At 44.0% G+C, this 13,273-nt stretch carries 16 protein-coding genes; 8 read left to right on the top strand and 8 right to left on the bottom strand.

From position 1 onward, the window contains the following. The first annotated feature begins 195 nt into the window (after positions 1 to 195). From MAE_RS06455 to plsY, 3 genes are all read left to right on the top strand, one after another. The gene (locus tag MAE_RS06455; RefSeq protein ID WP_012264858.1) at positions 196 to 1,221 is read left to right on the top strand and encodes an ABC transporter ATP-binding protein; all 1,026 of its coding nucleotides are present in this window, start codon (positions 196 to 198) and stop codon (positions 1,219 to 1,221) included. An 82-nt stretch (positions 1,222 to 1,303) separates the two neighbouring features. After that, positions 1,304 to 1,999, top strand: coding sequence for a 3-oxoacyl-ACP reductase FabG (gene fabG, locus MAE_RS06450; protein ID WP_002798601.1), 696 nt, complete (start codon positions 1,304 to 1,306; stop codon positions 1,997 to 1,999). Between the two features lie 69 nt (positions 2,000 to 2,068). Continuing rightward, positions 2,069 to 2,725, top strand: a complete 657-nt coding sequence (gene plsY / locus MAE_RS06445; protein ID WP_002798600.1) for a glycerol-3-phosphate 1-O-acyltransferase PlsY — start codon at positions 2,069 to 2,071, stop codon at positions 2,723 to 2,725. Positions 2,726 to 2,911: 186 nt separating this feature from the next. Here the strand turns inward: plsY and MAE_RS06440 are convergent, their stop codons facing one another. From MAE_RS06440 to crtE, 7 genes are all read right to left on the bottom strand, one after another. Then, a complete protein-coding gene (locus tag MAE_RS06440; RefSeq protein ID WP_231859734.1) occupies positions 2,912 to 3,403 on the bottom strand; it encodes a hypothetical protein in 492 nt (163 codons plus the stop codon). Continuing rightward, positions 3,390 to 3,761, bottom strand: coding sequence for a nucleotidyltransferase family protein (locus tag MAE_RS06435; protein WP_012264857.1), 372 nt, complete (start codon positions 3,759 to 3,761; stop codon positions 3,390 to 3,392). The genes MAE_RS06440 and MAE_RS06435 overlap by 14 nt, the downstream gene beginning before the upstream one ends. A 26-nt stretch (positions 3,762 to 3,787) precedes the next feature. Beyond that, positions 3,788 to 4,258: a hypothetical protein gene (locus MAE_RS06430; protein WP_004159484.1), complete on the bottom strand. Its 471-nt coding sequence runs from the start codon at positions 4,256 to 4,258 to the stop codon at positions 3,788 to 3,790. Next, on the bottom strand, positions 4,240 to 4,593 hold the full coding sequence (locus MAE_RS06425) for a nucleotidyltransferase family protein (protein ID WP_002798595.1): 354 nt from the start codon (positions 4,591 to 4,593) through the stop codon (positions 4,240 to 4,242). The genes MAE_RS06430 and MAE_RS06425 overlap by 19 nt, the downstream gene beginning before the upstream one ends. Positions 4,594 to 4,782: 189 nt before the next feature. After that, positions 4,783 to 5,613 (bottom strand): 4-hydroxy-tetrahydrodipicolinate reductase, encoded by an 831-nt coding sequence (gene dapB / locus MAE_RS06420; RefSeq protein WP_002798593.1) that lies wholly within the window; start codon positions 5,611 to 5,613, stop codon positions 4,783 to 4,785. Between the two features lie 860 nt (positions 5,614 to 6,473). Then, positions 6,474 to 6,926 (bottom strand): divergent PAP2 family protein, encoded by a 453-nt coding sequence (locus tag MAE_RS06415; protein ID WP_002733310.1) that lies wholly within the window; start codon positions 6,924 to 6,926, stop codon positions 6,474 to 6,476. Positions 6,927 to 6,943: 17 nt separating this feature from the next. Beyond that, positions 6,944 to 7,873, bottom strand: coding sequence for a geranylgeranyl diphosphate synthase CrtE (gene crtE / locus MAE_RS06410; RefSeq protein ID WP_012264853.1), 930 nt, complete (start codon positions 7,871 to 7,873; stop codon positions 6,944 to 6,946). Between the two features lie 201 nt (positions 7,874 to 8,074). On the opposite strand from crtE, the gene MAE_RS06405 reads away from it, so the two are divergent. From MAE_RS06405 to MAE_RS06385, 5 genes are all read left to right on the top strand, one after another. After that, positions 8,075 to 8,272, top strand: coding sequence for a hypothetical protein (locus MAE_RS06405; RefSeq protein WP_012264852.1), 198 nt, complete (start codon positions 8,075 to 8,077; stop codon positions 8,270 to 8,272). Between the two features lie 11 nt (positions 8,273 to 8,283). Then, positions 8,284 to 9,681 (top strand): serine/threonine protein kinase, encoded by a 1,398-nt coding sequence (locus MAE_RS06400; protein ID WP_012264851.1) that lies wholly within the window; start codon positions 8,284 to 8,286, stop codon positions 9,679 to 9,681. Between the two features lie 247 nt (positions 9,682 to 9,928). Then, positions 9,929 to 10,504, top strand: a complete 576-nt coding sequence (def, locus tag MAE_RS06395; protein ID WP_002748816.1) for a peptide deformylase — start codon at positions 9,929 to 9,931, stop codon at positions 10,502 to 10,504. Between the two features lie 31 nt (positions 10,505 to 10,535). Further along, complete coding sequence (locus tag MAE_RS06390) at positions 10,536 to 10,733, top strand: hypothetical protein (RefSeq protein ID WP_002731987.1); 198 nt, start codon at positions 10,536 to 10,538, stop codon at positions 10,731 to 10,733. A 391-nt stretch (positions 10,734 to 11,124) separates the two neighbouring features. After that, positions 11,125 to 11,442 carry a 2Fe-2S iron-sulfur cluster-binding protein gene (locus MAE_RS06385; RefSeq protein WP_002768334.1) on the top strand — a complete coding sequence of 106 codons (318 nt, stop codon included), beginning with the start codon at positions 11,125 to 11,127 and terminating at the stop codon, positions 11,440 to 11,442. A gap of 81 nt (positions 11,443 to 11,523) precedes the next feature. Here the strand turns inward: MAE_RS06385 and pyrG are convergent, their stop codons facing one another. Next, a complete protein-coding gene (gene pyrG / locus MAE_RS06380) occupies positions 11,524 to 13,164 on the bottom strand; it encodes a glutamine hydrolyzing CTP synthase (RefSeq protein WP_012264849.1) in 1,641 nt (546 codons plus the stop codon). Positions 13,165 to 13,273: the final 109 nt, after the last annotated feature.

Raw genomic sequence — 13,273 nt, 5'->3', positions numbered from 1 at the left:
CGTCTCGATCGAGCATCAACCTAGGCGAAGATCGTTTATTTAAGCCCGTTTGAGCTGCCAGTCATCACCGCCACGGAGAGCGCGGTGAGGAGGTCAGATTTACAATACCAGATTTTGCAGTGGGGAATCTGGGTTAAAATAGACCGAGAAAGTTAACAAAAAAATTGTCTCGCTCAAGTGGGCGAAAATCAGCTTATGACCCTTGCGGTGGCGATCGAAAAGTTAAAAAAATCCTACGGTCAGACAGCAGCGGTTAAAGATATCTCCTTTACCGTGGCAGCGGCAGAAATCTTCGGTTTACTCGGTCCCAATGGTGCGGGGAAAACCACCACGATTCGCTGTCTTTGTACCCTTGCTAAACCCGATGGCGGCAAAATCGAGGTGGGGGGTGTCGATGCCCTGAATAACCCCAAATCCGCCCGTAAACGCCTGGGTTACGTTGCCCAAGAAGTCGCCCTTGATAAAATGCTCACGGGCCGGGAACTGTTGCAACTACAAGCGGCTATCTATCACATTCCTGCTCAAAAGTCAAGAGAGCGCATCAAAGAATTAATAAATCTTTTAGGATTAGAGGAATACGCCGACAAAAAAACAGGAACCTATTCCGGCGGCATCAAAAAACGGCTGGATTTAGCGGCGGGATTACTGCATCAGCCGGAAGTTTTGGTGCTGGATGAACCGACTGTGGGACTCGATATCGAAAGTCGTTTGATTGTCTGGGATTTTCTGCGACAATTGCGGGCGGCCGGAACCAGTGTGTTAATTACCAGCCATTATCTCGAAGAAATTGACGCCTTGGCCGATAACTTGGCAATTATCGACAATGGTATCGTCATCGCTCGCGGTACCCCCTCACAACTGAAGGAGCAACTGGGCGGCGATCGCATTACCCTAAAAGTGCGAGAATTTTCCCCAGAGGAAGAAGCCCTAAAAGCGAAAGAGTTATTATCCCGTCTGCCTTTTGTCGAGGAAGTGATCGTTAATACCGTCCAGGGTAACTCCCTGAATCTCATCGTGGCGGCCAATAGCAATCCTTTAAGCAAAATTGAACAAACCCTAGCCGAATCGGGATTACCCGTGTTCAGCATGGCCCAATCCCGTCCTAGTCTCGATGATGTCTATCTGGCGGCCACCGGACGCACCCTGATGGATGCGGAAATTGCCGCCGCCAGCAGTCGCGACCTCAAGGCGGAGAAAAAACAAGCGATGAAGGAATCCTAGCCCGGCGAGAAAGGCTGTAATATTGCCTAATTGCCCGGTTAAATCATCTATAATTGGAGCGATCGATTATATATCAATCAATATGAAAGATAAACGGGTATTGCTGACCGGCGGTACGGGAGGACTGGGTTTAGGAGTCACTCCGGCGGTTTTACACCATGGCGGTCATCTAACCATGACCTATCGGGAGGAAAGGGAGGTAGGTCGTCTGAAATCTCGGCTGAGTGCGGCGGAATTTGAGCGTATTCGCTTTGTCAGGGTGGATTTAACCCAAGAAACTGCCGTGGCTAGATTAATTGATGATCTCGGTCGGGTCGATGTCTTAATTCATCTAGTCGGGGGTTTTACCATGGGGGCGACGGAGGAGTTTAGTTATGAAGATTGGCTAAAAATGTTCGATTTAAACCTCCATAGCACTTTTTTACTGTGTAAACACTGTTTACGCTCGATGAAACTTCATAATTATGGTCGTATCGTCACTATCGGTTCTCGTGGTGCCGTACAACCGGGGGCAAATTTGGCCGCCTATTGTGCCTCGAAAGCGGCGGTAGTGGCTTTAACTCAAGCGATCGCAGAAGAAACCAAACAGACTAATATTACCGCTAACGTGGTTTTGCCCAGCATTATCGATACTCCGGGCAACCGGGAAGCGATGGGAGAGGCAAATGCCAAGGACTGGGTAAGTCCCCAATCTCTAGCCGAGGTGATCTGTTTTCTGGCAGGGGAAGGGGCGAAAGACTTGCGCGGGGCGGCAATTCCCGTCTATGGTTCCCTGTGAGTGGTTTTTTGTCTTCGGGCTGATACACTGATAACGGCGCTCGCTCTTGCTAAAAATTGGGGTTAATTTATGCTTATTCCGATTCTTATCAGTCTTACTATCTTACTTTTATCCTATCTGCTCGGTTCGATTCCCACGGGTTATTTAATCGGTAAATACAGCAAAGGTATCGATATTCGTGACTATGGTTCCGGTTCCACTGGGGCCACCAATGTGTTGAGAACTCTGGGAAAAACTGCCGGGGCGACGGTGTTATTAATTGATATGTTAAAGGGAATGGTGGCGGTGGCCCTGGTACGAGGACTATATTTTATTGATGTCAATCCTCTCCCAGAAAGTTGGTATTATTGGTTAATTATCGGGGCAGCATTGGGTGCAGTCATCGGTCATAGTAAATCGATTTTCTTGAATTTTAGTGGTGGTAAATCCGTCGCCACCAGTTTAGGGGTTTTATTAGTGATGAATCCCCTAGTGGCTTGCGTAACTTTGGCGAGTTTTTTAGTTATTCTGGCACTTTTCCGGATTGTTTCTTTAGGTTCGATTATCGGGGCGCTGGTGGTGAATATTTTAATGGTTGTTTTGGGTCAACCTCTCCCCTATATTTTATTTAGTTTGATGGGGGGAATCTATGTGATTGTTCGTCATCAGGGTAATATTAAAAGATTGTTGGCAGGGACGGAACCAAAAATAGGTCAGAAAGTACAGCAATCATCGGAAGTAAGTTAATAACTTTCTCAAGTCAGAATAACCACTGTGAAATGAAGTTGACGGCTCATCAGTTCTTTTATGAATAGGCTAAGACGCATTTTAACCGCCTATCCTTAGATTAGCTAAATCTCCCCCCGACGTCGGGTAGGGTTGGGGGGGTGTTGCCTCTTTCCCCATCTCAACAAGCAATCTTGTCTTTGAGGTTTAATTAAGACTGTCTGCTGTGGTTTTTAACCAAAGGATAAAACTATTAATATCTTCTTGGACTTGTCGCCATGTATTATAATAGTTATTAACCAGATTTTCTAGTTTTTGTTTTTCCAATTCAAAACCGTAGATATTGCGAACAACGTGCCGAAAGCTTAGGTATTCATTAAGTTTATGCACGGTATCTTCTCGTAATACAGCAGGACGATAATCTTGAGGTTTGCTCATACGATTTAATAGCCTTCTATGCCAGTCATAACTAGATGGTAAGCCACCATTTAACTCAGAAGCGATAATTTGAAAAATTCGTTCACATCCTGTATAGAAGTTATCGAGTTTTAGGGCTAAACTTTCGGCACAAATATCGGCTAGTGCCGGGTTGGTTAGCATTTCCGCTTGAACTAAACGCATTTGGCTTTCTAGCCGATTTAATCTATTAACTTCAGTGGCAATATCAAGGGCGATTTCTTGTAATTCACTGGCACTCATCGGACGCATAAAGACATTCTCCTGTTTGCAAAACTCTTTTAAGAAAATGAGGTTCTAAGTCTTCTATAGGCTTTAAATCAATCCAGCGAGCGCTAATTAAATTAACTTTTCCTAAAGCTTGAAAAAAACTTTCTGGGGGTATGCCAGCAACTGCTAGATCAATATCAGAAGTTTCCTGAAATTTACCTTTAACTAGAGAACCAAACAGGATAATTTTTGTAATTGGGAAATTTTCTTTTAAATAATCAATAACTGGCGGAAGATTTTTCCTTGCCTCTTGAGCTAATTTTTGATTATATTCCTGCTGTTCTTTTTGGCGTTTTTGCCAGTATTCAAGATAGGGATTATTGACCGACATAATAATTATAATAGCGATTATTTAGCTTAACTTTCTGCCCATTGTTCAAAGAAAATTTGAATATCTTTTTCTAAGTTTCTGTAGATTTTTCTTGCCCTGTCTAAATTAACTTTCAATTGCTCATAATCAATATTTGTGCCGTAGGCATGACGAAAAAAGTGCCGAAATCCTCGCAAACTATTTAACAAAGCGGCGGTTTCTGAAGAAATAAAAGCAGGACGAATTCCGGGGATAGGGACAGTCATTCTGTTTAATAAGGCTGTATGCCATTGCCGAGTATCGGCAATATGATTTTCAAAACAGGTAGCCACTATTTTAAGTAAATCCTCAGTGGCACTGTATAAATTATGGATTTGATAGGCAATGCTTTCTAGGCGAATGACATCATCGGGATTAACACCTTCGGCTCTAACAGCTAGTTTACCATCGATCGCTTTGATTAGCTGTAATTGAGCATTTATATCAGCTTTCAACAGAATTAGTTGTCGGTTGTCCATAAAATTCCTTCTTCCCGAATTCGGTGGGCAAAATGACAGTTTTTCAGCAGAATAATATCCACCTCTCTCCCCAGATAATAGGAAAGAATACTAATAGCCTCAAAGTGCAGTTCGGGATTGATATTTTCGACGGCAATATCCACATCAGAACCGGGGTGAAATTTATAGGGACGAGTCACGGAGCCAAAGATATAAGCTCGATTAATTCCGTATTTTACGGCATTTTCATGAAGCCATTGTTGAGTTTTCGCCAGCAGGGTTTGTCTTTGCTGTTCTCCTTGAATATCTTTTTCTTTGAGGATTTTATCGAGTTCTGGGGTAGGAAAAGCGCTCATGAGCTTATTTTACCATTGAGTTTAGGTAAGCGGTTCTAATTAAATAGAAGATAGATTTTGCCTTCGATCCCCCCTACTACCTTGATCAGGGGGGTGCCGAACTGTTTGGTACTTTATTGATGACGACAATGCCCAATTAGCAAAGGTTTGAGCTATCACCACTACAATAAAATCACTACCTATCTTGATTTAGAGGATTTTTTCTAAACCGTAGACGAGGGATTGCAGCTGAGTAACTTTACGGATAGAGAGGAGAACCCCCGGCATATAACAGGAGCGATCGCTGGTATCATGACGAAGGGTATAGATTTCCCCGGGGGAACCGAAAATGACTTCTTGGTGGGCAATTAAACCGGGTAGACGCACGCTATGAATACGGATGTTCTCAGCAGTTAAACCGCCTCTAGCGCCGGGGATAGTTTCTTTTTCGGAAACTTGGGCAGGATTAAAGGTTTTACCTAATTCTGCCAGTAATTCGGCGGTTTTGAGCGCCGTTCCACTGGGTGCGTCTGCTTTTTGATTGTGATGCAGTTCGATAATTTCCACATGATCAAAGTAGCGGGATGCTTGCAGGGCAGCCTGTTGTAGTAAAACCATGCCAATGGAAAAATTGGGGATAACTAAACAGCCGGTGCTGGCTTTTTCGGCAAATTCGGCTAAATCTTGTAGTTGTGCCGCCGATAATCCCGTAGTTCCCACCACGGGACGCACTCCATAGGCGATCGCACTGCGGGTATTGTCATAAACACCGTCGGGATGGGTAAAATCCACCATCACCCCTTGCACTTTTTCCTGAGTTGCCAGGACTAAAACACTCGGTAAATCGTCGAGAATCGGCACTTCTAGGGGTTCACAACCGGCCACTTCCCCCACATCTTGACCTCGAAAAGCTGGATTTCGATCCACTGCACCCACTAAGATCATATCGTCGGCACGAGCAACGGCTTTAATGACTTCCCGTCCCATTTTACCGGCTGCACCGTTGACAACTACAGGAATCGGTCCTCTATTTTCGGTCATGGTTAATTATTCTCCTTATATATAACCTGAGTTCGGGATAAGAAAAGGGAGAAGTGATCTGCTGAAAAACAGAAAACCATTCAGCCACCTTGCCCTAGGGTTAGTATAGATGCTTTATTCTGTCCTGTCGATGATTTTTGCCAATAATTTGCGCCTCAATGCTCAAAAAGCTTACTTGCTTATGGACTGAAGACTCGACAACGAAAAATAAGCTTATGTCTGGGGGAAATTATGACGATTTTAATCGCTTTTCATACGGCGGATTCAGGCTCAGTCTGGTACATCTTCTAAGTGGAAAGGCTTATCCAATAATACTAAATCCGGTTATTAAAAACTGATTATTTAGGGTTTGCTGAATAATGGTAAAACCCTTTTAAAATAAGGCTTTTGACCTGTTAAAATCCGATGTTCATGCTGCGAAAATCGGATTGGGACCATCAAAAACCTTGCATTATCCTTCTTGTAGTACATAAGTTGGTACAAAAAGAGAGGGCAACAAAGCCTGAAACTCCCGACTCCTGACTCGGAGACTCCTGACGACCGACTCCTAACCCCACCAACAAACTTTTTCAGCAAACCCTATTTAGACCATGTAGCTGAATACTGGAGCGATGCTTGTGCCAATTTACCCAGTTATCAGCACTTTGTTGAGTGGATTCCTGTAACTTTGATTACTTTTTGCCTCTATCTCAAACATTGCTGCTGATGCGTTTCAAATTTGAATTGGCGTACCAAGATTGGCCATCTCAAAACTTTGAAAACCGCAAAAGCCCTCAATTTTTAGGGATTGTAACATGAGTGATTACCCCGGATTTTCAGGTATTAAATCTAGTTTATCTCAACCCCAGAAAACACCTCAATTAATGACAGAGCAGCACCATGGCGATACCGATACCCAAACTTAAACCGACCAGCACTTGAAAAGGAGTATGACCAATTAATTCCTTTAAACGTTCCTCGTTAAATTCCTTGCCCTCCTGGAACATTTCATCGATAATTTGATTGAGAATCCGGGCCTGTTTTCCTGCTGCCTGACGCACTCCAGCCGCATCATACATAACAATAACCGCAAAAAGCGCCGCAATCGCAAATTCGGGACTAGACCAACCCATCTGTAATCCTACCCCAGTAGCCAAGGCCCCCACCAGCGCCGAGTGAGCGCTAGGCATTCCTCCCGACGAGACTAGATAGCGCAGACTCACCTTACCATCGCGGATTAACTCAATCAGCGCTTTTAATCCCTGGGCAGTGAAACAAGCTAAAAGAGAGACTAGCAGTATTTGATTGTGTAACACCTGCTCGAAGTCCTGCATAATCTCATTCGTTTAATTTAATTTTTACGATTAACAATATACTCGGCGATGGCCCGTAAAGGTTCAGCGGCCTCATCGTAGCCACTCAATTCACCGATGGCACTATCTATTAACTGTTGAGCTTGCTGGCGGGACTCTTCTATCCCCCAGAGACTAGGATAGGTGGCTTTTTGTGCCTGTAGATCCTTACCGGCGGTTTTGCCCAATTCCTCCTTTGTCGCCGTGATATCGAGAACATCATCGATAATTTGGAAAGCCAAGCCAATATTTTGGGCATAACGGGCTAATTTAGCTATATCTTCCGCTTTTGCCCCCGCTAAAACTGCCCCCGACACCACAGAAGTCTCCAACAAGGCCCCCGTTTTCTGAGTATGGATAAAACCGAGAGTTTCTGCCGAAATATCGGGTTTTCCTGCGGATTCCAAGTCTAAAACCTGACCTCCCACTAAACCCGCTGCCCCGACAGTGCGACCTAAACGGGCAATTACCTCTAAAATCTGTAGGGGAGGTACATTACGAGTCTGGGTAGCCACATACTCGAAAGCGTAGGCTAGGAGACCATCCCCGGCTAAAATAGCGATATCTTCGCCAAAAACCTTATGATTGGTTAATTTCCCGCGTCGGTAATCATCGTTATCCATGGCGGGTAAATCGTCATGAATTAATGACATAGTGTGAATCATTTCCAGGGCGCAAGCGGTGGGTAAAGCCATCTCTAGGGAACCCCCCATCAATTCACAGGTAGCCAGACATAAAATCGGCCGCAGACGTTTGCCGCCAGCGAGGAGAGAATAGCGCATCGCCTCGTAGATTTTGGCAGGATTGCCGATAACTAAAGAGCTATCTAAAGCTGACTCGACAATTAACCGCTTTTCCTCCAGATAGGAAGCCAGAGAAAAGCTCTCGTTTTTCCTCACTTCTACCCCTTGTTCGCCCCTAGTAACCATGTCTTTTTGTCTTGAACCGACTGCTTTTAAAACTATATCAGGAAACTCCACCTCGATGGGAATTAAACTGGCTGCTCCCTTGTACACTAAGCTGTTGACTATCTAAATTACTCCTTCAGACTGCATGGCAGCACCGGAGTTGACAGTCTGAACATTTGTACTAAAATTTCCCAGACGGAGATGGGCCAATTTTCTTTTCTGATGCCTATTTTCTCTTTTAACCTGAAAAAATACATCCCTCAGCCCAGTCCAGGAATTGGCGAAAAACGGGCGATACAATTGAATTTCGCCGCAGTTATCCTGGGAGACGCTAAAGTTTTGATGATTCGGTCAAACTTCCGTTTTGTTAGCTTGCGGTTGAGAAATTTCTCGATTAGCCTAGAATTAGGATTATCCTAGGAATATATTGTATGCTGCCAGGGCAAATTTTAGGCGATCGATACCAAATCCAAAGTCAGTTAGGTAAACAAACCGGAAGACGCACTTTTCTCGCCCAAGATCTAAAAACGGGCGCTACTGTTGTCGTCAAATTATTAATCTTCAGTCCCGATTTTGAATGGACAGATTTAAAACTTTTTAAACGGGAAGCCGAAACTCTTAAACATCTAGATTGTCGCTCGATTCCTGAATATATCGACTATTTTGAAGTTCGCACCGATACCTATCAAGGTTTTGCCCTTGTTCAGAGTTATATCGAGGCTAAATCTCTCAAGGAACAGGTAGAAACCGGTCGCAAATTTACTGAAGCAGACCTACAAGAATTAGCTAAATCTATCCTAGGTATTTTAATTTATCTCCATGGACTTAATCCGCCAATTATCCACCGGGATTTGAAACCTAGTAATATCTTATTAAAAGATCGCTCGGGCCATAGTATCGGCAATGTTTATTTAATTGATTTTGGTTCTGTCCAGACTGTTGCCCAACAGGAACAGGCCACTTTAACTATTGTCGGAACCTACGGTTATATGCCCCCCGAACAATTCGGTGGTCGCACCGTTGCCGCTTCTGATTTATACAGTTTAGGAGCCACTTTAATCTATCTAGCTACAGGCATTCATCCCGCCGATTTACCCCAAAAAGATGGCAAGATTCAATTAAATAATTTAGCCAATTTAAGCCCTGCTTTTGTTCATTGGTTAGGGCAATTACTTGAACCTAGTCTCGAGAAAAGGTTTATTTCAGCACAAGCAGCAAATCAAGCTTTAAATACTCTCCACGAAATTCAATTAACTGCCTCGAACCTTGAAAAACCCGCAGGGAGTCGGGTACAGTTGCAAAAAAGCGAGGAGAAAATTAAAATATCTTTACCTCCCGAAGGTTTTACCCCTAAATTAATTTTTCTTGGAGCCTTTGCCATCGCTTGGAACGCTTTTTTATTAGTATGGACAGGAGGAGCAGTTTCCATTCCTCTGTGGATAAGTTGGTTTTTTCTGCTCTTTTCCTTGCCTTTTTGGTTTGTGGGTTTAGGAATGCTTTACCAGATTATTTATTGTCTCAAAGGGGAGGAAATTATCACTATTGATAGTCAAGAAATTGTTGCCATTCAGCGAATTTGGGGTTTGACACTTCCGGGCAAAAATAAAATGGCACGGCAACATATTAATAAACTGGTGAAAGCTGATGGTTATCATAGCAAAGATGGTGATGGCGATCAAGTTTATGTACCGATGGCTTTAACTATTTGGGTGGGGACTAAAGAATATACTATTAGCAGTAAAACAAAAGAATATCTGAGTCAACCCGAAATTGAATGGTTAGCAGCGGAATTAAGCCAATGGCTAGGAATACCAATTACTAATAAGTAGCCGGTTGCAATCAGCTTTTTTCTCCCTTCTCCCTTCTCCCCACTCCCCCACGGATTACTGTTTACTGCTTACTGATAACTGAAAAATCTCCCCACTCCCCCACTTCCCACCCCCTGATATGGACGAACTGTCTGTGAGCGGTGTAAAATTTTATGAAGGGTCTGGGTTTTTTTCTCCCTTTTCCTGAGAAATCCCCCAGAGCCAGTGACTAAGATCAAAATTGTGCATCCCATCGATAATTAAGTTTATGAGCGCCACTATTACCGTAGAAAAACGCAAATTAGAAAAACCCCCTTTAGAACTGCATTATCTCGGCGATCGAGTCCTGCGTCAACCGGCCAAGCGGATTGCTAAAGTCGATGACAGCATCCGCCAATTAGCCAGAGAAATGCTGCAAACTATGTATAGTTCCAATGGTATCGGTTTAGCGGCTCCGCAAGTGGCAGTCAATAAACAATTGATTGTCATCGATTGTGAACACGATAAACCGGAAAATCCGCCCCTAATTCTGATTAATCCCCAAATTATCGGTTATAGTCGGGAATTGTGCAAAGCGGAAGAGGGTTGTTTGAGTATTCCCGATGTGTTTTTAGATGTCATCCGTCCCCAAGCGATCGAAGTGAGTTATAAAGATGAACAGGGGAAACCGCGAAAACTGCAAGCTAACGGTTTACTAGCGCGGGTAATTCAACACGAAATGGACCATCTTAATGGTGTCATGTTCGTGGACAGAGTAGATAACGATTTGGCACTCAATGAAGAATTAAAAAAACACGGTTTTTCCGTGCAAGCGGTGAAACCGGTCGAGAAAGTGACAAAATAAAGGCATTAGTTAATTTAGGTGAGGAGTGAAGATGACCCCGAAAAGCGGCGTTTTATTGTTATTATCCTGTATTGCAGCGATCGCTGGTGTGGGTTGTGTCTTTGAAATTAGTTCGGGAGAACCGGATTTAGGCAATACCACCACTGGCCTAATTCTAGCGGCAAGTGTACCATTAACAGCCCTATTTTTTTGGGCGGCGGTTAAAGACACGAGAGCCAATTACAAATAGAATAACTTCCCCTCGGTTGCAGAAGAGAGAATTTATTTCTCTCTTTTGTTTGTTTTAACTACAGGACAAATTGCCAGAAAAAGTTACTACTTTTGAGGACTTTAAGTAGCTGGTTATAATTAAATTAAAAATAGTTTTTAGGTTCGATACCCCCTTAGTACTAGGGTTGATTCATAGTAGGGTTGATTCATGAATCAACCCTACCCTTAGTCCCCCGTTGATAAGGGTGGTGTCTGATAATTTTTAACGCCTACCTACTTATCATCTTTCATGACAATCAATTATCTGCCGACCGGTGAAAATCTGATTAGGTAAAGATTTCCCCCCTCTCTCCTCTATCCGCAATCTAGAATGATAAAATAGGTGAAGTTCAAAGCATCATTCATTAGCTATGACCACAACCTACAAAGTAGAAATTTCTCATTTAGGAACCACACAAACGATCGAAGTTAGGGAAGATCAAACTATACTACAGGCGGCCTACGATGCGGGGATTGACTTACCCAGTTCTTGCAATGCGGGCGTATGTACTACCTGCGCCGCTCAACTTTCCCAGGGTAGCGTCGAACAAGGTGAGGGCATGGGATTATCCCCCGACCTGCAAAAAGAAGGCTATGCTTTGTTATGTGTGGCCTATCCTCGCTCCGATATTAAACTGGAATCTGGCAAGGAAGAAGTAGTTTATCAACGTCAATTCGGGAAACCCTAGGACAAACTGGGGGTAATATGAGAAATTTTCGGGGGTTTCCCCCCAAAAAACCAGATTTTGAGCCAATAGAACCGGCGAACCCTAACTGACAGCCGAATGCTGACTACTCAGGGAGAACTTTTCCTCTCTACCCTTGAGGGCCGCTTTCATGAAACCAGAAAAGAGAGGATGAGCTTTATTGGGACGAGAGCGAAATTCGGGGTGAAATTGGGTAGCAATAAAGAAAGGATGTTTTGGTAGTTCGATAATTTCCACCAAACGACCATCGGGAGAAGTGCCACTCACCAGATAACCAGTCTCGAAAAAGAGACTACGATAGGCATTATTGAACTCGTAACGGTGACGATGGCGCTCATAGATAACCTCTTGACCGTAGAGGGAGAAAGCCAGACTATCGGGATTTAAACGGCAGGGATAGAGACCTAAGCGCATTGTTCCCCCTAAATCCACCACATCTGCCTGTTCTGGCAGTAAATTAATCACTGGATTCGGTGTATCCTCTTCAAATTCGGAACTATTGGCCCTTTCTAATCGGGCCACATTGCGACCCCATTCGATAATCGAACACTGCATCCCTAAACAGAGACCCAAGAAAGGAATATTATTGACCCTAGCATACTCGATCGCCTTAATTTTGCCATCCACACCCCTAATACCAAAACCACCTGGTACAACAATACCGTCAACACCGCTTAAATGAGCTTCGGCCGAATCGTTATCCACATCTTCGGCACTTACCCAACGCAATTCTATCTCGCTATTAAGGGCAATAGCAGCGTGTTTGAGGGCCTCCACCACCGAGAGATAAGCATCCCCCAATTGCACATATTTACCAACGATAGCTATCTCTAATTTTTGACCGGGGGATTGCATCTGTCGGATGAGATTTTCCCACTCCTCCAGATGGGGGTATCGGGGACCCAGGTTTAATAATTCTAGGGTTTGTTGCGCTAATCCCTCTTTTTCCAGATTGAGGGGAACTTCGTAGATACTGCTGGCATCCTGAGCAGTAATCACCGATTCCACCGGCACATCACAGAAAGCTGAGAGTTTTTCTTTTAACCCCGGTTGTAGGGGTAGATGACAACGACAGACTAACACATCCGGTTGAATCCCGATCGATCTTAATTCCTTAACCGAGTGTTGCGTCGGTTTAGTTTTCATCTCCTTCGCGGCCGGAATCCAAGGAATTAGGGTAACGTGCATATAAACCACGTTATTTCGACCTACATCCTTCCTAAATTGCCTAATTGCTTCTAAAAAAGGCAAAGATTCGATATCTCCCACCGTACCACCAATTTCTGTAATGACAATATCGGGGTTGGTATCTTTGGCCACCCGGAGAATCCTTTCCTTGATTTCGTTGGTAACATGGGGAATTACCTGCACGGTTCCCCCCATATAAGCACCACGGCGCTCTTTATTCAATACCGCTTGATAAATCGAGCCAGTAGTCACGCTATTGAGACGGGAGAGTTCCGTATCGGTAAAACGTTCGTAGTGGCCAAGGTCGAGGTCGGTTTCGGCCCCATCATCGGTGACAAATACCTCTCCGTGTTGAAAAGGACTCATCGTACCCGGATCCACGTTGATATAGGGGTCTAATTTCAGAATTGAGACGGAATAATCCCGACTTTTTAACAATCTTCCCAAACTAGCAGCGACAATCCCTTTCCCAATACTGGAGACGACTCCCCCAGTGACAAAGACAAATTTACTCATAAAATTCTTCCTGCGATCGATTATACCTAGCAAGGGGTGAGAGTTTTCGGGATGCGGCGGTGTCATTTTCCCAGATTTCATTATAGCTGGATGACCTATACCCCGATCC

This window comes from Microcystis aeruginosa NIES-843 (assembly GCF_000010625.1).
GTDB lineage: Bacteria > Cyanobacteriota > Cyanobacteriia > Cyanobacteriales > Microcystaceae > Microcystis > Microcystis aeruginosa.
Note: the sequence above shows the minus strand (reverse complement) of the source record. Positions and strands in the feature narration are given on the sequence as shown.

Excerpts from the sequence above, each read along its gene's own strand:
- MAE_RS06405 (WP_012264852.1), top strand. The coding sequence starts at position 8,075 with ATGCCTATTTTCTCTTTTAACCTGAAAAAATACATCCCTCAGCCCAGT.
- MAE_RS06390 (WP_002731987.1), top strand. The coding sequence starts at position 10,536 with ATGACCCCGAAAAGCGGCGTTTTATTGTTATTATCCTGTATTGCAGCG.
- def (WP_002748816.1), top strand. The coding sequence starts at position 9,929 with ATGAGCGCCACTATTACCGTAGAAAAACGCAAATTAGAAAAACCCCCT.
- MAE_RS06400 (WP_012264851.1), top strand. The coding sequence starts at position 8,284 with ATGCTGCCAGGGCAAATTTTAGGCGATCGATACCAAATCCAAAGTCAG.
- MAE_RS06455 (WP_012264858.1), top strand. The coding sequence starts at position 196 with ATGACCCTTGCGGTGGCGATCGAAAAGTTAAAAAAATCCTACGGTCAG.
- MAE_RS06440 (WP_231859734.1), bottom strand. The coding sequence starts at position 3,403 with ATGAGTGCCAGTGAATTACAAGAAATCGCCCTTGATATTGCCACTGAA.
- dapB (WP_002798593.1), bottom strand. The coding sequence starts at position 5,613 with ATGACCGAAAATAGAGGACCGATTCCTGTAGTTGTCAACGGTGCAGCC.
- plsY (WP_002798600.1), top strand. The coding sequence starts at position 2,069 with ATGCTTATTCCGATTCTTATCAGTCTTACTATCTTACTTTTATCCTAT.
- MAE_RS06425 (WP_002798595.1), bottom strand. The coding sequence starts at position 4,593 with ATGAGCGCTTTTCCTACCCCAGAACTCGATAAAATCCTCAAAGAAAAA.
- crtE (WP_012264853.1), bottom strand. The coding sequence starts at position 7,873 with ATGGTTACTAGGGGCGAACAAGGGGTAGAAGTGAGGAAAAACGAGAGC.
- MAE_RS06385 (WP_002768334.1), top strand. The coding sequence starts at position 11,125 with ATGACCACAACCTACAAAGTAGAAATTTCTCATTTAGGAACCACACAA.
- MAE_RS06435 (WP_012264857.1), bottom strand. The coding sequence starts at position 3,761 with ATGTCGGTCAATAATCCCTATCTTGAATACTGGCAAAAACGCCAAAAA.
- fabG (WP_002798601.1), top strand. The coding sequence starts at position 1,304 with ATGAAAGATAAACGGGTATTGCTGACCGGCGGTACGGGAGGACTGGGT.
- pyrG (WP_012264849.1), bottom strand. The coding sequence starts at position 13,164 with ATGAGTAAATTTGTCTTTGTCACTGGGGGAGTCGTCTCCAGTATTGGG.
- MAE_RS06415 (WP_002733310.1), bottom strand. The coding sequence starts at position 6,926 with ATGCAGGACTTCGAGCAGGTGTTACACAATCAAATACTGCTAGTCTCT.
- MAE_RS06430 (WP_004159484.1), bottom strand. The coding sequence starts at position 4,258 with ATGGACAACCGACAACTAATTCTGTTGAAAGCTGATATAAATGCTCAA.